Source organism: Streptomyces sp. NPDC051207, assembly GCF_040682395.1.
Classification (GTDB): Bacteria; Actinomycetota; Actinomycetes; order Streptomycetales; family Streptomycetaceae; genus Streptomyces.
In genome coordinates this window covers 31,323-55,322 of the sequence record NZ_JBFBAX010000030.1, presented here as the reverse complement: position 1 = coordinate 55,322, position 24,000 = coordinate 31,323, and the positions used below count along the sequence as shown (strand labels likewise).

The 24,000-nt window shown below is 73.2% G+C and carries 13 protein-coding genes; 10 read left to right on the top strand and 3 right to left on the bottom strand.

Going from position 1 to position 24,000, the window contains the following annotated elements; translation table 11 throughout:
* Window positions 1-158 precede the first annotated feature (158 nt).
* Window positions 159-1,493 carry a 4-aminobutyrate--2-oxoglutarate transaminase gene (gene gabT / locus AB0M97_RS25025; protein WP_365963210.1) on the bottom strand — a complete coding sequence of 445 codons (1,335 nt, stop codon included), beginning with the start codon at window positions 1,491-1,493 and terminating at the stop codon, window positions 159-161.
* Window positions 1,494-1,755: 262 nt separating this feature from the next.
* Between gabT and AB0M97_RS25020 the strand changes: the two genes are divergently transcribed.
* The 3 genes from AB0M97_RS25020 to AB0M97_RS25010 all read left to right on the top strand — a co-directional run bounded on the left by AB0M97_RS25020 (window position 1,756) and on the right by AB0M97_RS25010 (window position 7,580).
* On the top strand, window positions 1,756-4,158 hold the full coding sequence (locus tag AB0M97_RS25020; RefSeq protein WP_365963209.1) for an ATP/GTP-binding protein: 2,403 nt from the start codon (window positions 1,756-1,758) through the stop codon (window positions 4,156-4,158).
* Between the two features lie 184 nt (window positions 4,159-4,342).
* Window positions 4,343-5,998 (top strand): PucR family transcriptional regulator, encoded by a 1,656-nt coding sequence (locus tag AB0M97_RS25015; protein ID WP_365963208.1) that lies wholly within the window; start codon window positions 4,343-4,345, stop codon window positions 5,996-5,998.
* Between the two features lie 136 nt (window positions 5,999-6,134).
* Window positions 6,135-7,580, top strand: coding sequence for an aldehyde dehydrogenase family protein (locus tag AB0M97_RS25010; protein ID WP_365963207.1), 1,446 nt, complete (start codon window positions 6,135-6,137; stop codon window positions 7,578-7,580).
* A gap of 71 nt (window positions 7,581-7,651) precedes the next feature.
* Here AB0M97_RS25010 and AB0M97_RS25005 read toward each other — a convergent pair whose 3' ends face one another.
* Entirely contained in the window at window positions 7,652-10,480 is a 2,829-nt protein-coding gene (locus tag AB0M97_RS25005; RefSeq protein ID WP_365963206.1) for a glycoside hydrolase family 3 C-terminal domain-containing protein, read from the bottom strand.
* Window positions 10,481-10,837: 357 nt separating this feature from the next.
* Between AB0M97_RS25005 and AB0M97_RS25000 the strand changes: the two genes are divergently transcribed.
* The 7 genes from AB0M97_RS25000 (at window position 10,838) to AB0M97_RS24970 (ending at window position 21,850) form a co-directional block, all read left to right on the top strand.
* Window positions 10,838-12,523, top strand: coding sequence for an extracellular solute-binding protein (locus AB0M97_RS25000; protein ID WP_365963205.1), 1,686 nt, complete (start codon window positions 10,838-10,840; stop codon window positions 12,521-12,523).
* Between the two features lie 21 nt (window positions 12,524-12,544).
* Window positions 12,545-13,576: an ABC transporter permease subunit gene (locus AB0M97_RS24995; RefSeq protein WP_365963204.1), complete on the top strand. Its 1,032-nt coding sequence runs from the start codon at window positions 12,545-12,547 to the stop codon at window positions 13,574-13,576.
* A complete protein-coding gene (locus tag AB0M97_RS24990; RefSeq protein ID WP_365963203.1) occupies window positions 13,573-14,520 on the top strand; it encodes a carbohydrate ABC transporter permease in 948 nt (315 codons plus the stop codon). The genes AB0M97_RS24995 and AB0M97_RS24990 overlap by 4 nt, the downstream gene beginning before the upstream one ends.
* 154 nt (window positions 14,521-14,674) lie before the next feature.
* The gene (locus AB0M97_RS24985; RefSeq protein WP_365963202.1) at window positions 14,675-16,846 is read left to right on the top strand and encodes a 1,4-beta-glucanase; all 2,172 of its coding nucleotides are present in this window, start codon (window positions 14,675-14,677) and stop codon (window positions 16,844-16,846) included.
* Entirely contained in the window at window positions 16,846-18,813 is a 1,968-nt protein-coding gene (locus AB0M97_RS24980) for a beta-galactosidase (RefSeq protein ID WP_365963201.1), read from the top strand. The genes AB0M97_RS24985 and AB0M97_RS24980 overlap by 1 nt, the downstream gene beginning before the upstream one ends.
* The gene (locus AB0M97_RS24975) at window positions 18,810-21,098 is read left to right on the top strand and encodes a glycoside hydrolase N-terminal domain-containing protein (RefSeq protein WP_365963200.1); all 2,289 of its coding nucleotides are present in this window, start codon (window positions 18,810-18,812) and stop codon (window positions 21,096-21,098) included. Before AB0M97_RS24980 ends, AB0M97_RS24975 begins: the two co-directional genes overlap by 4 nt.
* Before the next feature lie 38 nt (window positions 21,099-21,136).
* Window positions 21,137-21,850 carry a hypothetical protein gene (locus AB0M97_RS24970; protein WP_365963199.1) on the top strand — a complete coding sequence of 238 codons (714 nt, stop codon included), beginning with the start codon at window positions 21,137-21,139 and terminating at the stop codon, window positions 21,848-21,850.
* Window positions 21,851-21,910: 60 nt separating this feature from the next.
* Here the strand turns inward: AB0M97_RS24970 and AB0M97_RS24965 are convergent, their stop codons facing one another.
* A complete protein-coding gene (locus tag AB0M97_RS24965; protein ID WP_365963198.1) occupies window positions 21,911-23,953 on the bottom strand; it encodes a glycoside hydrolase family 31 protein in 2,043 nt (680 codons plus the stop codon).
* Between the last annotated feature and the right edge of the window lie 47 nt (window positions 23,954-24,000).

Here is a 24,000-nt window from a genome sequence, read left to right as displayed (position 1 = left end):
ACCCACAGTCCCCTGTGGGCGGGGGTGTATCTCTCAACTGCGTAGAACCTACGACAGGGGGTGCGCCCGCGACAGGCGCAACCGCCCCCTGCCATGCACCTCGCACACCTTCTTCACACGCTCTGCGGCTGGGGCGTCACCGCTGCGGCGCACCCCGCTCAGATGCGCGTGAACGCCTGCTCGATGATGTCCAGGCCCTCGTTCAGCAGGTCCTCGCCGATCACCAGCGGCGGCAGGAAACGCAGCACGTTGCCGTAGGTGCCACAGGTCAGCACCAGCAGGCCCTCCTGGTGGCAGGCCTTGGCGAGCGCGGCCGTCGCCTGCGCGTCCGGCTCCTTGGTCGTGCGGTCCTTGACCAGCTCGACGGCGATCATCGCGCCCCGGCCCCGGATGTCGCCGATGAGGTCGAACTTCTCGGCCATGGCGGCCAGGCGGCCCTTCATGACCTCCTCGATGCGCCTGGCCCTCGCGTTGAGGTCCAGCTCCTTCATCGTCTCGATCGCGCCGAGCGCACCCGCGCAGGCGACCGGGTTGCCGCCGTAGGTGCCGCCGAGGCCGCCCGCGTGCGCGGCGTCCATGATCTCGGCGCGGCCCGTCACGGCGGCCAGCGGCAGTCCGCCGGCGATGCCCTTCGCGGTCGTGATGAGGTCCGGGACGATGCCCTCGTCCTCGCAGGCGAACCACTGGCCGGTGCGGCAGAAGCCGGACTGGATCTCGTCGGCGACGAAGACGATGCCGTGGTCGGAGGCGAACTTGCTGATCGCCGGCAGGAAGCCCTTCGCGGGCTCGATGAAGCCGCCCTCGCCGAGCACCGGCTCGATGATGATCGCGGCGACGTTCTCCGGGCCGACCTGCTTGGTGATCTGGTCGACGGCCTGCGCGGCGGCCTCGGGACCGGCGTTGTCCGCACCGGTCGGCCAGCGGTAGCCGTAGGCGACGGGCACGCGGTAGACCTCGGGGGCGAACGGGCCGAAGCCGTGCTTGTACGGCATGTTCTTCGCGGTCAGCGCCATCGTGAGGTTGGTCCGGCCGTGGTAGCCGTGGTCGAACACCACGACCGCCTGGCGCTTCGTGTACGCGCGGGCGATCTTGACGGCGTTCTCGACGGCCTCGGCGCCGCTGTTGAACAGGGCCGACTTCTTCGCGTGGTCGCCCGGCGTCAGCTCGGCCAGCGCCTCGGCGACGGCGACGTACCCCTCGTACGGCGTGACCATGAAGCAGGTGTGGGTGAAGTCCGCGAGCTGGGCGGACGCCTTGCGGACGACGGCCTCGGCGGAGGCGCCGACCGACGTCACGGCGATGCCGGAACCGAAGTCGATCAGGCGGTTGCCGTCGACGTCCTCGATGATGCCGCCGCCCGCCCGCGCGGTGAAGACGGGCAGTACGGAACCCACGCCCTGCGCGACCGCGGCGGTGCGGCGGGCCTGCAGCTCCTGCGACTTCGGGCCGGGAATGGCGGTGACGACGCGGCGCTCCTGCGGAAGTGCGGTCATGCGGGGCTCCTGGGGGGTCTTGCGGACGCTTGCCTTCTTTTCTCGCAGGCTAGGGGCGCGGCCGGAGGGTGGGCATGCTCCATGTGGGCGTTGTCGCGGGACCCGGTTGTCCGCCGTGGACATAGCGGCCGGGTGACCTGGACACGGTGACGCGATGGCCGATCCGCGCGGGCCCGGCCGCGTAACCGGCCAACGCCCCGTGCGAGGGCACTAGATTGACCCGCGAACGAGGCACGGACCGGCTGGCCAGGGGGCACGCACGATGGACACTGACGGCACGCACGACGCTCGCGGCACGCACGCCGACCGGGTACCGCGCCCCGCCTCGCCCGCGCAGCCGCCGCCGGGCGCGCTTCCCCCCGTGCCGCCCATGCCGCCCGCGCCCCCCGTGCCGCAGGTCCGGCCCGGTGCCCCGTCCCCCGTCGCCGAGTGGCTCGACGCGCCGCGTCCCGTCGTGGGCCCCGGCGTCTGGCGGTTCGGATTCACCCCGCCCCGGCAAGCGAGCGCGAAGCAGCGGCTGGACCCGTCGACGTTGGCGGCCTCCCTGGTCCCGCTGGCCGTGGCGCTGCTCCTGTGGTTCATGTGGAGCGAGGGGAACGCGCCCTACCAGTGGGTCCTCATCCAGTGGCTCACGCCGGACGAGTGGTGGTACCGGGGCACGGTCTGGCCCCGGACGTGGCAGGGCGTGCACGCCAAGATCGTCTACGACCATCTGGCCCCGCTCGTCTTCCTCCTGGTCGCCGGCTACCTCGGAAGCCTGCCGAGGGTGATCCGGTTCTACCTCGACCGCCACGGCGAGCGGACCCGTGCCGCGGTGACGGCGCTCGCCGCCCTGGTCACGCTCGGCCTCGTCTGGCCGGAAGCCGTTCCCGGCGAGCCCTGGTTCACGCTGCCGGTCGTCGACCCCGTGCTCTCCCTGGTGACCCTCGTCGCGGGCGGCGTCGAGGTCTTCCGGTCCCCGGTGATCACCTATGGCCTGTACGCCCTGATCACCGCGGCGGTCCTGTGGCCCTTCGCCCGGATCGGCGGCTGGTGGCCGCTCGCCAGGCGCCGCCTCGACGCACGCTCCGCGCAGACCGGGCCCCCGCCCACGATGGCGCCCGGCCGGGCCCAGTGGCCGCAGCTCAGGGAGGCAGGACAGCATCGGGCGGCCGACCTGCTCCTCGCCGAAGTGCTGGCGGGACGGATGAACGACGTCGACTGCGTACGCGTACGGCACGCCTGGACGCGGGCGCGCCGCGACGCCGCCCGCGTGGCCGACTTCGCCGAGACGGTGCTCCGCAACGGGGCCGCGGCCTGGACCCACCCGTCGGGCGCCCGGGACCTGCCCGCCCGCACGGCCCGGCACGACCTGCTCGCCGGCCAGGTGCGGATCGGCACCTGCGTCGCGGCGAAGACCAACCCGCCCGAACGGCACGGGGCGGGCGTCGCACTCGACCCGTCGACGCTCGGCACCTCCCTGCTCGCCGTGGGGCCGTCCGGCGCCGGCAAGACCCGCGGCCTCGTCCGGCCCGTCGTCGAGACCCTCGCCCTCCAGGCGCTCACCGGGGACTGCGCCGTCGTGGCGGTCGGCGCCGCGGGCGCCCCCCTCGGCCCGGACGGGGCGTACGACGTCGTCGTCCGGCTCGGCGACCCCGCCTCCGTCCACGACCTGGACCTCTACGCCGACTCCACCGACCCCGACGAGGCGGCCTCCTTCCTGGCGGAGGGCCTGGTCGGAGACCTGGACGCGGTCGACAGCCGGCGCGCGGCCACCGCCCTGGCCCAGCTGCTGGGCCCGTACCGTGCCGTGCACGGCCGTTTCCCGGCCGTGCCGGTGTTGCGCGAACTCCTCGAAGGGGACCCGGAGGCGCTGTCCGCCCTCCGGGGCGCGCTGGACGCGGGCGCGCATCCCGCCATGCGCCGCGAACTGGAGGCCCGCATCCGGCAGGCGGGCACCGCGACCGACCCCGGACCGGCGCTGGCGGACCGGCTCGCCCTCCTCGACCGTCCCGCCTTCGAGCGGTTCTTCGGCGCCGGGGACGCCCGGCACTTCTCGCTGCGTTCCGTGACCCACCATCCGCTGCGGGTCCGTGTCGACCTGCCCGAGCGCGGCCACGAGGAGGCGTCGAGGCTCCTCGCCCGGTTGCTGCTGGCCCAGTTCACGGCCGTGGCCCGCTCCGCCGGCGACCGCGGTCACTTCGTCTGCCTGGTCCTGGACGACGCCGCGGGCACCCTGACCACCGGGACCGTCCGCGGGATCCAGCGGCTCCGCTCCCTGAACGCCGGCGTGGTCCTCACCCTGCGGACCCTCGCGGAGGTGCCCGAGCCGCTGCACGGGCCCCTGTTCAGCGCGGTCGGCTGCCGCATGGCGTTCTCCGGCGTCACCACCTGGGACGGGCGCGCCTTCGCCGAGGCGTGGGGCAAGGAGTGGGTGGAGACCGAGGAGGTCGCCCAGCACACCGTTTTCGCCGACCAGCCCCTGACCCGCGCTCTCCACACGCTGCGCAGGATGGTGACCGGCAAGGCCGTGACGACGGAGGCCGTGACCGTGCGGCGGGTGGAGCGGGAGCGCTGGTCCGCGTCCGAGCTGGCGCACGCCGTGCCGCCGGCGCACGCGGTGCTGTCGCTCACCGACGTGACGGGAGAGCACGCGCCGCCGCTGCTGGTCGACCTGCGGGGCTGAGACGGCCGGAAACGGAGGTCCGCGGGCACGGGGGACCGTACGGTGAGGCAGAATCGACATGGGTCGTTCATACGTGACGGCCAAATGATCACAATGATCACCCGATCTCCCTGTCCCGCCACATCCCGCCACTTGAGCCCCCCGCTTGCCGCAGCCGCCCCACTCGAAGAGACCCGAAGGCCTCATGCCCCCCACGCTCGCCTCGCTCGTCCACCACTCCGCGCTGAAGCTGACCGTGCGGGCCGGCGAGGACCGCCTGGACGTGCCCGTGCGCTGGGCGCACGTCAGCGAGCTCGCCGACCCCGTGCCGTACATGGAGGGCGGGGAACTGCTGCTGATCACCGCGCTGAAACTCGACGCGGAGAACCCCGACGCGATGCGCCGCTATGTGAAGCGGCTGGTCGAGGCGGGCGTCGTCGGGCTCGGCTTCGCCGTCGGCGTCAACTACGAGCAGATCCCCGAGGCCCTCGTCGAGGCCGCCGCACAGGAAGGGCTGCCGCTGCTGGAGGTGCCGCGCCGCACCCCGTTCCTCGCCATCAGCAAGGCCGTGTCCGCCGCGATCGCCGCCGACCAGTACCGGGCCGTGACCGCGGGCTTCGCCGCCCAGCGCGAGCTGACCCGACAGGCCCTCACCTCCGGCCCCGAGGGACTGCTCGCCGCGCTCGCCGCACAGGTCGACGGCTGGGCGGCGCTGTACGACGCCTCGGGCGCCGTCGTCGCCACCGCACCCGAGTGGGCCGTCCGGCGTGCCGCCCGGCTGACGGAGGACGTGCGGCGGCTGCGGGAGCGGTCCGCGCCCGCCTCCTCGGTGGTGGGCGGCCCCGACCACGAGGACCGCGTCGAACTGCACTCCCTGGGCACCGGCCGGCGGCCCCGCGCCGCGCTCGCCGTCGGCACGGCCGCCGCCCTCGGCACCGCCGAGCGATACGCCGTCCACTCGGCCATCGCCCTGCTCACCCTCACCACCGAACGCTCGCGCTCGCTGCACGCGGCCGAGCAGCGCATCGGCGCGGCCGTGCTGCGCATGCTGCTGGCCGGGGAACCGGACCACGCCCGCGCGGTCGCCGGCGACCTGTACGGCGGGCTGCTGGACGCGCCGTTCCGGATGCTCGTCGCCGAGTCGGCGTCGGCCCTGTCCGCACGGGTCCCCACCGAACCGCACCCGCCCGCGCCCGTCGTGCCGTCCGCGTCGGCCGCCGCGCTCGCCGCCGCCGACGCGGGCGGGGACCCGCTCGGCGCGTTCGCCGAGGTGGTGGAGTCCGCCGCGGCCCGCGCGGGCGAGGCCCTGCTCGTCGTGCCCGAGGGGGAGCGGCTGGTGGTGCTGGCCGGGGACGGCGGGGCGGCCGTCGCGGCCTGCGGCGAGTACGCCGCCGCGGTGGAGGCGGGCCGGTCCGAGCAGGCGGCGGCCGACGAGGACGAGGTCGTCCTCGGGATGTCGGCGCCGGTCGGGCCCATCGCCGCGGCAGCCGCCTACAAGCAGGCCGAGCAGGCGCTGTCGGTGGCGCGGCGGCGCGGCCGCGTCCTGGTCGAGCACGAGCAGCTCGCGGCGGGGTCGGTGCTGCCGCTGCTCGCCGACGACGCGGTGCGGGCGTTCGCGGACGGACTGCTGCGGGCGCTGTACGAGCACGACGCGACCGGCCGCGGCGACCTCGTCAAGTCGCTGCGCGCCTGGCTGTCCCGGCACGGTCAGTGGGACGCCGCGGCGGCCGACCTCGGGGTGCACCGGCACACCCTGCGCTACCGGATGCGCCGCGTGGAGGAGATCCTCGGCCGCTCGCTCGACGACGCGGACGTCCGCATGGAGCTGTGGCTGGCCCTGAAGGCCACCTCCGCCGACTAGACCGCCGCGTACGCCAAACCGTCCTACCGGAAGCGCCGACTGCTACGACTCGGACAAGCGACCCTCCGCCGTCGCCCCCCTACGGTGGACCCGACAGCACCAGCACACCCCCAACGCGGAAGGGCCGGGACTCGCTATGACTTCCACCCACGCCTTCTGGCTCGCCGGCCGCCAGGTCACCGGCGAGGACACCTTCGACGTCACCTCCCCGTGGGACGGCCGTCTCGTCGGCCGGGTCGCCGTGCCGACGGACGCCCAGGTCGAGGAGGCCGTGGCCGCCGCGTACGCCGTACGGGACGAGTTCGCCGCCACCCCCGCCCACGTGCGCGCCGCCGCCCTCGACCACGTCAGCCGGCGGCTCGCCGAGCGCACCGAGGAGATCGCCCGGCTGATCTCCGCCGAGAACGGCAAGCCCATCAAGTGGGCCCGCGGCGAGGTCGGGCGCGCCGTGTCGGTGTTCCGCTTCGCGGCCGAGGAGGCCCGGCGGTTCAACGGCGGCGAGGCGCAGCGCCTCGACACCGACCCCGGCGGCCAGGGCCGGCTCGCCCTCACCCGGCGCTTCCCGAAGGGCGTCGTGCTCGGCATCGCGCCCTTCAACTTCCCGCTGAACCTGTGCGCCCACAAGGTCGCCCCGGCCATCGCCGCCGGCGCGCCCATCATCCTCAAGCCCGCCCCGGCCACCCCGCTGTCCGGGCTGGTCATCGGCGAGCTGCTGGCCGAGACCGAGCTGCCCGCCGGTTCGTGGAGCATCCTGCCGGTGCCGAACGACGCCATGCCCGCCCTGGTCCAGGACGAGCGCCTGCCGGTCATCTCCTTCACGGGCTCCGAGAAGGTCGGCTACGCGATCATGGACTCGGTGCCGCGCAAGCACTGCACGCTGGAGCTGGGCGGCAACGGCGCGGCCGTCGTGCTGGCCGACTGGGCGAGCGACGAGGACCTGGACTGGGCCGCGAACCGCATCGCCACCTTCTCCAACTACCAGGGCGGCCAGTCCTGCATCTCCGTGCAGCGGGTCGTCGCCGACGCCTCCGTGTACGACCGGCTGCTGCCGCGCATCGTCGCCGCTGTCGAGGCCCAGGTCACCGGCGACCCCTCCGACGACGCGACGGACGTCGGCCCGCTGGTCAGCGAGGACGCCGCCAAGCGCGTCGAGACGTGGGTGGACGAGGCCGTGGCGGCGGGCGCGAAGCTGCTCACCGGCGGCAAGCGCGACGGCGCCTCCTACGCGCCGACCGTCCTCACCGAGGTGCCCGCCGACGTGACGATCTCCTGCGAGGAGGTCTTCGGGCCGGTCCTCACCGTGCAGAGGACGGACGGCGAGGCCGAGGCCTTCACCGCCGTCAACGACTCCAAGTACGGCCTCCAGGCGGGCGTGTTCACGCACGACGTGCAGACCGCCTTCCGCGCCCACCGCGCCCTGGAGGTCGGCGGCGTCGTCATCGGCGACGTGCCGTCCTACCGCGCCGACCAGATGCCGTACGGCGGCGCCAAGCAGTCCGGTGTGGGCCGCGAGGGCGTGCGGTTCGCCATGGAGGACTACACGTACGAGCGCGTGCTGGTCCTGACCGGTCTCGCCCTCTGACGCCACTGTGACCAGCGGCCGGAGCCCGTCTGTGCGGGGGCTCCGGCCGCTGCCGGGCGCCGTCCGGGCCCTCAGGCGGAGAAGGCGACGTGCGCGAGCCGCAGCGGGCCGCGCAGCCGCAGCGTCACGTCGTGCACGCCGTCGGCGGTGAGACCCGCGGTGACGGACGTGTAGTCGTACGGGCCCGCCGTGGGCGTCTCCAGGGTCAGGACCGTCCGCGCGGTGCCGCCGTCCAGGGACACCTCGACGCTGCCCTCCCCGGCGACCCGCGCCGTCACGCGCGTCACGCCGGAGCCGAAGTCGCAGGCGCGGAACAGCAGTTCGCCCGGTCCGCCGCCCGCGACCGGCGTCACCGCGTCGCCCGCGGTCTTCGCGCGGTCGGTGATCTCCGTGCCGCTCTGCTCGTCGTAGTCGGCCGCGTCCAGCCCGCGTTCGGCGACCGGGCGGGGCGCGCCGGGCTCGCCGTCCAGCGTGAGAGTCGTCCGCAGCCGGACGTCCTCGCTGGAGGCACCCGCGAGGAGTTCGTACGGGCCCGGCTCCACGCGCCACCGGCCGTGCGCGACGTCCCAGAACGCGAAGGCGGACAGCGGGACCTCGAAGGCCGGCGCGGCCGTGGCGCCCGGCGCCAGGGTGATCCGGCGGTGCGCGACCAGCTCGCGGCGCGGACGCGGCACCGAGGGGTCCACGGCCCGCGTGTAGAGCTGGACGACCTCGTCGGCCGTCACCTCGCCGGTGTTGGTGACCGTGAACGACACCCGCACCGCGTCCTCGCCGACCTGGGCCGTGAGGTCGGCGTACGCGAACGACGCGTAGGACAGCCCGTGCCCGAACGGGAACAGCGGGGTGCCCTCGAAGTACAGGTAGGTCTGCCGGCCGCCGATCACGTCGTAGTCGAGCAGGCCGGGCAGGTCCGCGTCGTCGGCGTACCAGGTCTGGGGGAGCCGGCCGGCCGGGGAGGTGTCGCCGGCCAGCACCCGGGCCAGGGCGGTGCCCGCCGCCTGCCCGCCGTGCGCGGTCCACAGCGCCGCCGCCAGGGGCGCCGTGTCCACCGCGTACGGGTAGGCGGAGACCAGCGTCAGCACCGTGCGGGGGTTCGCGGCGCGGGCCGCGCGCAGCAGCCGCTCCTGGTGCGCGGGCAGCCGCAGCGTCGTGCGGTCCTCGGTCTCGCGGCCGTTGATGTGCGGGTCGTTGCCCGCGACGACCACCACCACGTCGGCCCGCGCCGCCGCCCGTGCCACCGCGTCCTCGCCGCGCTCGGCGACGACCAGCTCGAACACCTCCGGGCCGGTGTCGGCAACCTTCACGCCGTCGGCGGCGACCTGCACGGGGCGACCCGTCCCCAGATGCCTGAGGAGGTGACCGTGCGCGTGCGGTTCCAGGCGGAACGTCTCCTGCACGACCCAGCCGCCGGGCTGGTCGGCGGAGGCGCGCAGATAGCCGTCGTCGGCGACCGAGAGGTAGCGGCCGTCGGGGGCGCGCAGCGTCAGGACGCCGTCGCCCCAGTCGGCGAGGGCCAGTTCGGAGCCGGTGGCGTCGGCGGTGAGCGGCGGCAGGTCGGTGCGGCCCGCGAGCAGCGCCGGGTCCAGGGCGCCCGCCGCGCCGCGCGCCTCCGCGGGCGCGTCCGGGGCCTTCGGCACCGACAGGTACGTGCCCGCCGACGTCCTCAGGCGGACGCGGTCCACGCCCTCGGCGAACTCCACGTGGTCCGCGCCGAACCGCTCGTACAGGCCGTCCAGCGGGGTGGAACGGTGGATCAGGGTGCCGCTGTACCAGTCGAGCTTGCACTCGTCGGCGAGCAGCCCGACGACGGCGATCCGCGTGCCGGGGGACAGCGGCAGCACGCCGTCGTTCCTCAGCAGGACGACCGCCTGCTCGGCGGCCTCCTGGGCGAGCGCCCGGTGCTCGGGGGTGTCGAAGGCGCCCGGCTCGTCGTAGCCGTCGAACTCGCCGAGCCGGAAGCGGACCGACAGCTGCCGGCGCACGGCGGTGTCGATGTCCGCCTCGGTCAGCAGGCCCTGCCGGAGGGCCCCGCGGACCCGCGCGAGGACGGCCGAGGAGTCCGTGCCGTGGTCGGTGAAGCTGTCGACGCCGGCCCGCAGCGCGGCGGCGGTCGCCTCCTCGTGGGTGGCGAAGTAGTGCTCGGAGTCGACCAGGTTGGAGGGCGCGCCCGCGTCCGAGCAGACCAGCAGCTCCTGGCCGGTCCAGGTGCGCAGGTGCTCCCGCAGGTACGGGGAGACGTGGTTGGGGCGGCCGTTGACCAGGTTGTACGCCGGCATCACGCCCGCCACCGCGCCCGCCTCGACGGCCTCGCGGAAGGCGCGCAGGTCGTACTCGTGCAGCACGCGCGGGCGGACCGAACTGGAGGTGGTGTCCCGGTCGGTCTCGTTGTTGTGGGCGAGCCAGTGCTTGAGGACCGGGGCGGTGCGCCAGTACACGGGGTGTTCCCCGCGCAGCCCGCGCGTGTAGGCGGTGGCGAGGGCGGAGGTGAGCTTCGGGTCCTCCGAGTAGCCCTCCTCGCCCCGGCCCCACAGCGGGTGGCGCAGCAGGTTGACGGTCGGCGACCACACGTTGAGGCCGACGCGTTCGTCCCGGGCGCGCATCGCGCGGATCTCCTTCGACACCGCGTCGCCGACCCGGCGGACCAGGTCCTCGTTCCAGGTCGCGCCGAGCCCGACCGCCTGCGGGAACACCGTCGCCGGGCCCATCCACGCGACCCCGTGCAGGGCCTCCTGGCCGGTGCGGAACGCGGCGATGCCCAGGCGCTCGACGGCCGGCGCGAACTGGTGCAGGAAGCCGGTCTTCTCCTCCAGGCTCAGCCGTGCCAGAAGGTCGTCGACGCGCTTCGCGAACGGCAGGCTCGTGTCGCGGAACGGTGGTGCGGGCGACGGGTGTGCGGTCACGTGGGGATCCCCTTGCGATGGAACGGCTCGACGCTTTCGAAGCGCTTCGATGCTCATTCGGCACGGGGCGGGTGTCAAGACGCCGCCACCCAACACGTCCGTGTCCCGGCCGTCGTCTCCAGCAGTACAAGAGGGCAGACGCACGGCGGCCGGTCCCAGGAATCTTGGAAGCGACCCTTGTGCACCCCCAGGCGTTCACTTAACCTCGCAGCAACATCGAAGCGCTTCGACTACGGGGTCTGCCGCCGGACGTACGCAGCCTCCCAGGGTCGCTTCAGCTCAGCCAGTTCCACTCGAGACACCGCAGCCGCCGGCACGACCGCCGGGTGTCCTGGTGCGCCATGAAGGGTTGACGCAATGACGCCGAACGCCGCCTCCACCCCAACCAGCCGGCGAAGCTTCCTCGCCTCCACGGCGGTGGCCACCGCAGCGGTGGCCGGGGGCATGCCGCTGCTCGCCGCCTGCGGAGGCTCCGGCGGCGGATCGCGCGAGGGCACCACGTCGGGCAAGGACGCCGAGAAGATCCTCCCCGCGTACGTGGCCGGCAGCGTGGTGACGCCGGACATCCCCGCGAAGAACGGCTCCGCCGCCGGCTTCACCGGCAAGCTCGACCTGGCAGACCTGAAGACGTCGGTGCCGAAGAAGCTGGGCAAGGGCGGCCGGGTCAGCGTCATGTCGCCGTTCTGGGGCTCGCCGCCCAAGAACGACAACGCCTACTACCGGGCGATGAACGACCTGACCGGCGTCGACGTGCGGTGGCGGAACCAGGACGGCAACACCTACGACCAGAAGCTCGGCGCGGTCCTCGCCTCCAGCGACATCCCGGACGTCGTGGTCGTCCCCGGTTGGAACATGTCGGGCAAGATACCCAGCGCCGTCATCGGCAAGTTCGCCGATCTCGGCCCCTACCTGTCCGGTGACGCCGTCAAGGAGTACCCGAACCTCGCGGCGATCCCGACCGACGCCTGGCAGCGCTCCATCTTCGGCGGCAAGCTGCGCGGCCTGCCCATGCCGTCGTCGTACGTCACGGGCATCGTGCCCCTGTACCGCAAGGACGTCTTCGACAAGGAGGGCTACGAAGTCCCCACGTCGGCCGACGAGTTCATGGCGCTGGCCAAGGACGCGACCAGCGCCCGCGCCAAGCGGTGGGCGTGCCTGGACATGAAGTGGACCGCCTTCAACGCCTTCGGGGTGCTCTCCGGCGAGGAGAAGTCCCTCGGCTGGAACATGACCGACGGCAAGCTGATCTACCGCATCGAGACCGAGGAGTACCTCGAGGCGCTGGAGTGGACCCGCAAGCTGTTCGCCGCGGGCGTCGTCCACCCCGACGCCGGGCTCGGCAAGAGCCAGGCGACCGACCCCGGCCCGAAGTTCGCCAAGGGCGAGTTCCTCATCTACAACCAGGACCTCTCCCAGTGGTGGAGCCGCACCGCCGAACAGGCCGCCCAGAACCCGGAGTTCGAGATCTGGGGCATGGACATCTTCGGCCACGACGGCGGCGACCCGACGCTGTGGGCGAAGAACCCGGCCGGCATCTTCGCCTTCGTCAACAAGAAGGCCTCCGAGGCCGTCGTCCGTGACGTGCTCGCCGTCGCCAACGTCACCGCCGCCCCGTACGGCACCAAGGAGTACATGCTCACCAACTACGGCGTCGAGGGCACGCACTACACCGTCAAGGACGGCGTCCCGGTCAAGACCGAGCAGGGCAACATCGACGTGATGAACGCCTTCGTGATGATCGCGAGCCCCGCCCCGACCATCGCCCACCCCGACTTCCCCGAGGTCGCCAGGGGTCAGGTCGAGTGGCAGCAGCGGATGGGCGCCTTCACGAAGAAGTCCTCTTTCTACGGCATGCAGATCACCGAGCCCGCCCGGTACGCCAACCTGTCCAACGACTTCGAGCAGCTCGAGGACGACATCGTCCGGGGCCGCAGGAAGATCGGCGACATGCAGCAGGCCGTCTCCAACTGGAAGAGGAAGGGCGGCGACGAACTGCGCGACTGGTACAAGAAGATCCTCGACGAGAACGGCTCCGCCAACTGACCCGAGGCAAGGAGAACGGCCGTGTCCCACAGCACGGTGCCTCGGAGCAGGCCCGAGGCCGACACGACGGCGAAGACCCCGGCGCCCGGTGACACCGGCGGCACCGGAAAGCGGCGGGCACAGGACGGGCGCGGCATCAGAGTCAGGTTCCGGCGCGACCGCGTCCTGATCCTCATGACCCTGCCGGCCCTCGCGCTGGTCCTCCTCTTCAACTACGTGCCGATCCTCGGCAACGTCGTCGCCTTCCAGGAGTACGACCCCTACATCAGCGACAACGGCGTCGTCTCCATCCTGAACAGCCCCTTCGTCGGCGTCGAGAACTTCCAGCGGATCTTCGCCGACTCCGCGTTCTGGAACGCCGTCAAGAACACCCTCGTGCTGTTCTTCCTCCAGCTCGTCCTGTTCTTCCCGATCCCGATCCTGCTCGCGCTGCTCATCAACAGCGTCGTCAGGCCCCGGGTCCGGGCGGTCGCGCAGGCCGTCCTGTACCTGCCGCACTTCTTCTCGTGGGTGCTGGTCATCGCCGTCTTCCAGCAACTGCTCGGCGGCGCCGGGATCTTCTCCCAGCTGCTGCGGCAGCACGGGTACGACGGGCTCGACATCATGACCGACCCGGACACCTTCGCCTTCCTGATCACCGCGCAGAGCGTGTGGAAGGACGCCGGCTGGGGGATCATCGTCTTCCTCGCCGCGCTGTCCTCGGTCAGCCCCGACCTGTACGAGGCCGCCGCGATGGACGGCGCGAACCGCTGGCGCCGCATGTGGCACGTGACGCTGCCCGCGCTGCGCCCGGTGATCGCCCTGCTGCTGGTGCTGCGCGTCGGCGACGCCCTGACCGTCGGCTTCGAACAGATCCTGCTGCAACGCGACGCGGTCGGGCCGGGCGCCTCCGAGGTGCTCGACACCTTCGTGTGGTGGAACGGCGTACGCAACCAGGACTTCGGCTACGCCGCTGCCGCCGGCCTGGTCAAGGGCGTGGTCAGCCTCGGTCTGGTCCTCGCGGCGAACAAGGTGGCCCATCTCATGGGCGAGCAGGGGGTGTACAAGAAGTGACCGCCGTCCTCGGCAAACCCGCGCGCGGACCGGCCCGCCGCGACCGCTGGTGGTCCGCCCCGCCCCGCCCGGTGTGGGACGAGAAACCCACTGCGGCGGGCGCGGCCGGCAAGGGCCTGGTGCTGGTGCTGGCCTGCCTCGCGATCCTCTTCCCGCTGTGGATCGTCGTCGTCACGAGCCTGTCCTCGCGCCGGGCGATCGACGAGGCCGGCGGCCTGGTCATGATCCCCGGCGACATCACGTTCGTGGCCTACCAGGAGCTGCTGAGCGGGGGCCAGGTCACCCGGGCCGCGGTCATCAGCGTCCTCGTCACGCTCGTCGGCACGCTGTTCTCGATGACCGTGTCCGTGCTGTGCGCCTACGGGCTGTCCCGCAGCGGCTCGCTCGGGCACCGCTGGTTCCTGATGATCCTGCTGGCGACGATGTTCTTCAGCGCCGGCCTCATCCCGACGTACCTGCTGGTGCAGACCCTCGGGCTGACCGACAGCTATCTCGCGCTGATCCTGCCGAGCGCGGTGAGCGTGTTCAACATCCTGGTGCTGCGCGGCTTCTTCATGGGCATCTCGCAGGAGCTGGTCGACAGCGCCCGCATCGACGGCGCCGGGGACTTCCGCATCCTGTGGCAGATCGTCATGCCGCTGTCCCGGGCGGTCCTCGCGGTGATCACGCTGTTCTACGCGGTCGGGTACTGGAGCGCGTGGTTCAACGCGTCGCTGTACCTGAACGACCAGGACATGATGCCGCTGCAGAACGTCATGATCCAGCTGGTGCAGAAGCAGGAGGCGCCGGTGGGGCTCGGGCAGGCGATCAAGACCGGGGAGCTGTCCGGGCTCGCCGTGCAGATGGCGGTGATGGTGATGGCGTTGCTGCCGGTCGCGGTGCTGTCGCCGTTCGTGCAGAAGCACTTCCGCAAGGGGATGCTGACCGGGGCCGTCAAGGGCTGAGGCCCGGGGCGCGGCGGGGCTTGGGGCTTGCGGTTCGTTTGCGAGTGCCGGTCCGCTGTGGTTGGTCGCGCCCGCGCGGCGGAGCCGCACATCGACACGGCCCGGCGCCCCCGAGTGGCTCTCCTCCCCCTCTACTACCAAGCGAGGTCATGTCATGGTCGCGTCTTATCCGAGTCGGCGTGGGGTTCTTGTCGGGGGCGCTGCCCTTGCCGCTCTGGCCGCACTGCCGGTGTCCGAGGCGGTTGCCGGGTCCCGTGGGTATCGCTGGCGGAATGTCGTCATCGGGGGGACCGGGTTCGTCACCGGGGTGCTGTTCCATCCGGCGGTGCGCGGGCTTGCCTATGCGCGGACCGACATCGGGGGTGCCTATCGGTGGGACGAACGGCGCGGGCGGTGGCTTCCGCTGCTCGACCACATCGGGTGGGACGACTGGAATCTGCTCGGCGTCGAGGCGATGGCCGTCGATCCCGCCCACCCCGACCGGCTGTATCTCGCCGTCGGCACCTATGCCCAGGCCTGGGCGTCCAACGGGGCCGTCCTGCGGTCCGACGACCGGGGCGCCACCTGGGCGCGGACCGATCTCGCCGTGAAGCTCGGGGCCAACGAGGACGGGCGGGGGACCGGGGAGCGGCTGCTGGTCGACCCGCGCGACAGCGACGTGCTGTGGCTGGGGACACGGCACGACGGGCTGCTCAAGTCCACCGACCGGGGCGCCACGTGGGCAGCCGCCGACGGCTTCCCGGCGACCCCGAGCGCCACCGGGCAGGGCGTCACCCTGCTCGTCGCCGCCGGGCGGGCGGTCTACGCCGGGTGGGGCGACGGCTCGCCCGCCCTGTACCGCACCACCGACGGCACCACCTGGACCGCCGTCCCCGGGCAGCCCGCGGGCGCCGCCGCCCGGGTGCCGATCCGGGCCGCCCACGACCGGCACAGCCGTGCGCTGTACGTGACCTACGCCGACGCTCCCGGGCCCAACGGGCAGTCCGACGGCAGCGTGCACAAGCTGTCGACCACCGACGGGCGGTGGACGGAGGTCACCCCGGTGAAGCCGGACGGCGCGTCGGACACCTTCGGGTACGGCGGTGTCGCCGTGGACGCCCGGCGGCCCGGGACCGTCGTCGTCTCCACCAACAACCGCTGGGCGGCCGTCGACACCGTGTACCGGTCCACCGACGGCGGTCGCAGCTGGACGTCCCTGAAGGAGACGGCCGTCCTCGACGTGTCCGAGACGCCGTACCTGAAGTGGGGCGGCGAGCAGGCCAAGTTCGGCTGGTGGATCCAGGCGCTCGCCGTCGACCCGTACGACTCGCGGCACGTGGTGTTCGGCACCGGCGCGACCCTCTACGGCACCCGCGACCTCGTCCACTGGGCGCCGCAGATCCGCGGCCTGGAGGAGAGTTCCGTGCGGCAGCTGATCTCACCCCCGGCCGGTGAGGCGCACCTGATCAGCGGGCTCGGCGACATCGGCGTGATGTACCACGAGCGGCTCACCGCCTCCCCGTCGCGCGGCATGGCCGCCAACCCCGTCTTCGGCACGGCCACCGGACTCGCGCAGGCCGCGGCGAAACCGTCGTACGTCGTGCGCACCGGCTGGGGCGACCACGGCAACGGCGCCCACTCCGAGGACGGCGGGAAGACCTGGGCGCCCTTCGCGGCGCAGCCGGCCATCGCCAAGGACGCGCCGGGGCCGATCGCCGTGAGCGCCGACGGCCGGGTGCTGCTGTGGAGCTTCGTGCACTGGGACGGCACCCGGCACCCCGCCCACCGCTCGGCGGACCACGGCGCCACCTGGACCGAGGTCGCCTCCTTCCCGAAAGGCGCCACCCCGCTCGCCGACCCCGTGGACCCGGCCCGCTTCTACGCCTACGACACCGGCACCGGGACCGTGCACGCCAGCACCGACGGCGGACTGACCTTCGCCGCGCGGGCCGGTGGACTGCCGTCCGGGGACAGCCAGTTCAAGCTCGTCGCCGCGCCCGGGCGGACCGGCGACCTGTGGCTGAGCGCCAAGTGGAACGGGCTGTACCGGTCCACCGACGGCGGCGCCACCTTCACCAAGGTCGACAGCTGCTGGGCCTCCTACGCCCTCGGCTTCGGCAAGGCCGCCGACGGCGCCGGCTACCCGGCCGTCTACCAGGTCGGCGCCACCGGGGCGATCACCGCGATATACCGCTCCGACGACGGGGCGAAGACCTGGGTGCGCGTCAACGACGACGCCCACCAGTGGGGCTGGACCGGCGAGACCATCGCGGGCGACCCGCGCGTGTACGGCCGCGTCTACGTCGCCACCAACGGGCGCGGCATCCAGTACGGGGAGCCCGCGTGATGCCGAAGCTCGCCGACGCCACCCGGGGCCGCATCCTGTTCGGCGGCGACTACAACCCCGAGCAGTGGCCCGAGGAGACCTGGGCCGAGGACGTCCGCCTGATGCGGGACGCCGGCGTCAACTCCGTCACCGTCGGCGTCTTCTCCTGGGCGCGGATCGAACCCCGGCCCGGCGTACGGGACTTCGGCTGGCTGGACCGGCTCATGGACCTGATGCACGACAGCGGCGTCGGCGTCGTCCTGGCCACCCCCACCGCCTCCCCGCCGCCCTGGCTCGGGCACCAGTACCCGGACACCCTGCCGCGCGACGCGGACGGCCGCACCGAGTGGTGGGGCGGACGCCAGCACTTCTCGCACTCCAGCGCCACCTACCGCCGCCACGCCGCCGCCGTCACCGAGGACCTGGCCGCCCGCTACGCCCGCCACCCGGCCCTGACCATGTGGCACATCAACAACGAGTACTGCACCTACGACTTCGGCGACGAGGCCGCCGTCCGCTTCCGCCGCTGGCTGCGCGCCCGGTACGGCACGCTCGACGCCCTCAACGCCGCCTGGGGCACCGCCTTCTGGAGCCAGGGCTACGGCGACTGGCCGGAGATCCTGCCGCCCCGGCACGCCCACTACCTGAAGAACCCCGCGCAGGTGCTGGACTTCAAGCGGTTCACGTCCGACATGCTCCTGGAGTGCTACGCCGCCGAGCGGGACATCGTGCGCCGCCACACCCCGCACCTGCCGGTCACCACCAACTTCATGCCGCTGTGGTCCGGCCTGGACGCCTGGCGCTGGGCCGAGGAGGAGGACGTCGTCTCCGTCGACCTCTACCCCGACCCGCACGACTTGTTCGGCGCGCAGGCGGGCGCCCTCGTCCAGGACCTGACCCGCTCCCAGGCACGCGGCCCCTGGATGCTGATGGAACAGGCCGCCGGGCCCGTCAACTGGCGGGACGTGAACCACCCGAAGCCGCGCGGGCTCAACCGCCTGTGGTCCCTCCAGGCCGTGGCCCGGGGCGCGGACGCCGTCTGCTACTTCCAGTGGCGGCAGTCCCGGCAGGGCGCGGAGAAGTTCCACTCCGGCATGGTGAGCCACGCCGGCGAGCACGGCCGCACGTTCCAGGAGGTCAGGCACCTCGGCGCCGACCTCGCCCGGATCGCACCCGAGGTGACCGGCCGCCCCTGCGCCGCCGAGGTCGCCGTCCTGCACGACTGGCACTCCTGGTGGGCGGGCGACCAGGAGGCCCGCCCGTCCCGGGACGTCGCGTACCCCGACGTCCTCACCGCCTGGCACCGCGCCCTGTGGCGGGCCCACCTCACCACCGACTTCGCCCACCCCGAACACGACCTGACCGCCTACCGCCTGGTCGTCGCCCCGCAGCTCTACCTCCTCACGGACGCCGCGATCGACAACCTCCTCGCGTACGTCCACCAGGGCGGCACCCTCGTCTGCGGCTTCCTCACCGGCGTCGCCGACGAGGACGACCGCATACGCCCCGGCGGCATGGACGCCCGGCTGCGCGAGCTGTTCGGCATCCGCGTCCTGCACGAGTGGTGGCCGCTGGAACCGGGGGAGCGGGCCCCCTGCGACGGCTTCACCGGCACCCTGTGGTCGGAGGAGCTGGAGCCCGACGCCACCGCCGACGAGACCCTGACCTACCGGGGCGGCGAGCTGGACGGACTGCCCGCCGTGCTGCGCAAGGGCCGCGCCTGGTACGTCTCCACCCTCCCCGAGCCCGACGCGCTGCGTGACCTCCTCGCCCGCGTGGCCGCCGACGCGGGGGTCCGCCCGGTCCTCGACGGCCTGCCGCCCGGCATCGAGGCCGTACGCCGCGGCGACCTGCTGTTCCTCCTGAACCACGGCCAGGAGGAGACGACCGTCGACCTCCCCGGCCCTCACCGCGACCTCCTCACGGACACCACGGTCACGGAACGGGTCACCCTGGGCCGCTACGGGGTGGCGGTGCTGAAGCCATGAGTGCCGGGGCGGAAGGGGCGAGGGGCGCTGCCCGGGGCACGGGCCGGGGTGCGGGAGCCGCAGGCCCCGGCACGGGCGCCCCCCACCACGGCCACACCACCCCCGTCCACAGCACCTGGGAACCCCGCCCCGCCGCCCGCTGGGAGGACGCCTTCCTCGCCGGCAACGGTCACCACGGCGCTCTCGTGTTCGGCGATCCGGACGACGACCGTGTCGTCGTCACCCACCACAGCCTCGTCCGCCCGAGCCGTGACGAGCACCGCGAGCCACCCCGCCTGGCCGCCGCGCTCCCCACCGTCCAGGACCGTCTGCTGTCCGGCGACCTCACCGCCGCCGAGGACTTCACCGACGGGCGCCCGCTGCAATGGGTGCGCGCCTTCCACCCCGCGTTCCAGGTCCGGCTGCGCCGCGAACCCGGCCCCGCCCACGGGTACCGCCGCCGCGTCGACTTCGCCACCGGCGAGACCACCGCCGTGTGCGGCGACCGGACCAGCCGCGTCTTCGTCTCCCGCGCCGACGACGTGATCGTGCAGCACGTCACCGCCCCGCACCTCACCCTCGGCCTCTGCCTGGACCACCGCCTGCCCGGCGCCCCCGACACCCTGGCCGTCGGCCACGGCGCCGTCCTCACCGCCGACGGCGCCCTGCTGAGCCTGCGCGCCCGCTACCCCGGCAGCGACCTCGGCTTCACGGGCATCACCCTGGCTGTGGTCACCGGCGGCACCACGACGATCGCCCCGCCCGGCGTGCGCGTCACCGGCGCCACCGGGGTGCTGCTCCTGACCCGGGTGCGCCGGCACACCGGGGACCTGGACGTGCGCGCCGAGTCCCGCGCCCTGCGCGACCTGCTCACCGACCGGCCCTACGACGACCTCCTCGACCGGCACCTCGCCCTGCACCGCACCGCCTACGAGCGCGTCGACCTCGACCTCGCGGCCGACCCGGCCGAGCGTGCCCTGCCCGGCTCCGAACTGCTCGCCCGGCCCCGCAGCGCGGCCCTGCTGGAGCGGCTCTTCGCCGCGGGCCGCTACCACCTGCTGTCGTCCGGCGGCCTGTGCCCGCCCCGGCTCAGCGGCCTGTGGACCGGCGACTGGGACACGGCCTGGTCGGGGGCGTTCACCAACGACGCCAACCTCAACCTCCAGACCGCCGCGGCGGCGGCCACCGCCCTGCCGGAGGTGACGGAGGCCCTCGCCGCCCTCGTCCACCGCCAGCTTCCCCACTGGCGGGACAACGCCCGCGCCATCTTCGGCGCCCGCGGCGTCGTCGCGCCCGCCCACAGCGACGGCGAGTCCGGGCACACGTACCACTTCAGCCGCGCATACCCCCTCCACCTGTGGACGGCCGGCGCCGACTGGCTGCTCAAGCCCCTGGTCGACCACGACGAGACCCGCGGCACCCGGGACCCGCGCACCGCCGTCGCACTGGACGAAGTCGCCCAGTTCTACGAGGACTTCCTCACCCGCACCGACGCCGACGGCCACCTCGTCGTCGTGCCGTCCTACTCGCCCGAGAACCGCCCCGCGAACGCGAGCTGGGGCGCCATCAACGCGGCGATGGACCTCTCGGCGGCCCGCCACGCCCTGCTCACCGCCGCCGACTACCACCCGGGACCCGGCGCCGACCGCCGGCGCGCCCTCGCCGCCCGGCTCCCGCCCCACCGGGTCAACGCCGACGGCGCCCTCGCCGAATGGGCCCACCCCGGCCTGGACGACTCCTACGACCACCGCCACCTGAGCCACCTCTACGGCGTCTGGCCGCTGGACGAGATCAACCCCTACGACACCCCGGACCTCGCGGCAGCCGCCCACCGCGCCCTCGCACTGCGCGGCGCCGAGAACGACTCCGCGCACGGCCACCTCCACCACGCGCTGATCGCGGCCCGGCTGCGCGACGCCGCCCGCGTCGCCCACGCCCTCGGCCAGGTCCTCGACGGCGACTTCTTCCACGCGTCCCTGATGAGCGCGCACTACCCCAAGCGCGACGTGTACAACGCGGACGCGGCGCACACCCTGCCCGCCGTGCTCGTGGAGGCGCTCGTGCAGTCCACCCCCCACCGGCTGGTCCTGCTGCCCGCGCTGCCGGCCGCGTACCCGGCGGGCCGGCTGCGCGGCGTCCGCACCCGGTTCGGGGCCGGACTCGACCTCGCCTGGGGGCCGGACGGCGCCACCGCCGTGCTGCGCCCGAGCCGCACCACCCGCGTCGAACTGCGGACTTCCTCCGGCGCCCGGCCGCTCGACCTGGTCGCCGGAGAAGACCGCGTCCTCACCCTGGGGGCGCGGTAGCCCTTCGGCAATTCCCCCCACCCATGGAAGGGACACCCATGGCACCAAGCACCCTCGGCAAGGTCACCAAGGCCCTGCTCGCCCCGGCGCTCGCGCTGGGCGCCACCGTCGGACTCGCCGCCGCCCCCGCCCAGGCCGCCGTCTGGAACTCCTGCGACCAGTGGGGTAACACCACGCTGGGCGGCTACACGCTCTACAACAACATCTGGGGCTCCGGCGCCGGCAGCCAGTGCGTCTGGGCCAACTCCGGCACCAACTGGGGCGTGTGGGCCGACCACCCCAACACCGGCGGCATCAAGTCGTACCCCAACTCCAAGAAGGTCATCAACAAGCCCATCACCTCGATCGGCTCGCTGACCAGCAGCTACAACGTCAGCGTCCCGTCGTCCGGCGCGTACAACACGTCGTACGACATCTGGGACACCGACTACGACTACGAGATCATGCTCTGGGTCAACAAGACCGGGCCCGTCGGACCGCTCGGCAGCGCGCAGGGCACCGTGACCCTGGGCGGCCACACCTGGTCCGTTCACAAGGGCAGCAACGGCCACAACGAGGTGTTCTCGTTCATCCGCACCTCGAACTCGTCCTCCGGCACCGTCAACATCCTGCCGATCCTGAAGTGGATCAAGGACACCAAGGGCTGGATGGGCAACGAGACCATCGGTGACGTGCAGTTCGGCTACGAGATCACCTCGTCGGCCGGCGGCCTGAACTTCACCACCAACAACCTGACCGTCTCCAGCAGCTGACACCCGGCCCGGACCGCCCGCCCCACGACAGGGCGGGCGGCCCGGCGCCCCCGGCCGCCCCTACTCGGCCACCGGCAGCCGCGCCCCGTCCCGCAGGAACAGCGGAATCCGCTCCAGCGGCGCGTCGACGGTCACGGCCGCCCCGCCCTCGTACGCCCGGCCCGTCCACGCGTCCGTCCAGGCCGCGCCCGCCGGGAGATACACCGTGCGGGCCGTCGCGCCCGCCGTCAGCACCGGGGCGACCAGCAGGTCCCGGCCGAACAGATAGGCGTCGTCGACCGACCAGGCCGCCTGGTCCCCGGGGAACTCCAGGAACAGCGGCCGCATCACCGGCAGCCCCTCCTCGTGCGCCTCCCGCATGACCTGGAGGACGTACGGCTTCAGCCGCTCGCGCAGCCGCAGGTACCGCTCCATGACGGCACCGGCCCGATCGCCGTACGACCACACCTCGTTGGGCCCGCCGGTCATGTCCGGGCCGAGCGGCATGCCCGGGTCGCGGAAGCCGTGCAGCCGCATCAGCGGCGACAGCGCGCCGAACTGGAACCAGCGGACCATCACCTCCCGGTACGCCGGGTCGTCCGGGTCGCCGCCGTGGAAGCCGCCGATGTCGGTGTTCCACCACGGGATGCCCGACAGGGCCGTGTTGAGGCCGGCCGCGATCTGGCGGCGCAGGGTGGCGAAGTCGGTGCCGATGTCACCGGACCACAGGGCCGCCCCGTAGCGCTGACTGCCCGCCCACGCCGAGCGGTTGAGGGTGATGACCTCGCTCTCGCCGACCGCCGTGAGGCCCTCGTGGAAGGTGCGGGAGTTCTCCGCCGGGTAGAGGTTGCCGACCTCCAGGCCCGGGCCCGCCCAGTAGCGCAGGTTCGCCGCGAAGCCCGGCTTCAGCTCCGGCTCGCAGGCGTCCAGCCAGAACGCGGTGATGCCGTACGGGTCGAGGTAGTTCTCCTTGATCCTGGACCACACGAACTCCCGGGCGTCCGGATTGGTCGCGTCGTAGAACGCCACCTGGACCGTCGACGCCACCTCCTTGTCCGGCCAGTCCGCGTGCGCCGTCGGGCCGTACTGCGTGCCGATGAAGTAGCCGCGCTGTTCCATCACCGGGTGGTTCTCCGACAGCGGCGACACCGACGGCCACACCGACACCACCAGCTTGATGCCCAGCTCGTCCAGCTCCCGCACCATCGCCGCCGGGTCCGGCCACTCCTTCGGGTCGAACTTCCACTCGCCCAGATGCGTCCAGTGGAAGAAGTCGCACACGATCGCGTCGATCGGCAGCCCGCGCCGCCGGTACTCCCGTGCCACCGCGAGGAGTTCGTCCTGCGTGCGGTAGCGCAGCTTGCACTGCCAGAAGCCCGCCGCCCACTCGGGCAGCATCGGGGTGCGGCCGGTCACCGCGCTGTAGCGGCGCTGCGCGGCGGCCGGATCGCCCGCCGTGACCCAGTAGTCGATCTGCCGGGCCGAGTCCGCCACCCACCGGGTGCCGTTGTGCGCCAGCTCCACCCGCCCGATGGCCGGGTTGTTCCACAGCAGCGTGTAGCCCCGGCTGGACGTCAGCACCGGGATGCCGACCTCGGCGTTGCGCTGCACCAGATCGACGACCAGGCCCTTCTGGTCCAGCCGCCCGTGCTGGTGCTGCCCGAGCCCGTACAGCTTCTCGCCCTCGTACGCCGCGAACCGCTGCTCCAGCCGGTGGTGCCCGCCCCCGACCGCCGTGTAGAGGCGCGGCCCCGGCCACCAGAAGTGGGCGCGTTCCTCGGCGAGCAGCTCGGTGCCGTCCCCGGTGCGCAGGAAGCGGACCATGCCCTCGGCGTCGACCTCGGCGGTCAGCGCGCCGACGGTCAGCGAGGCGCACCCGTCCTCGATCTTGACGGTGCTCTCGGTGGGCGGCGCGTCGTCCAGGAGCGCGCCCGGCAGCCCCTGGAGCACCGGGCCGCCGAGCCGGGCCCGGACCCGGACCGCGTCCGGCCCCCACGGCTCGATCCGTACGGTCTCCTGACGGCCGCTCCACTCCAGGGCGCCGTCCCGCTCCCGGAACGTGCCGACGGTGGGCGAGGACTGGGCGAGGCTGACCTGGGGCCGGGTCTCGGGGGGCTGATTCACGAGGCACGCTCCTGGAGGAGTGCGGGCATGGCGGTGCCCCGGCGGGA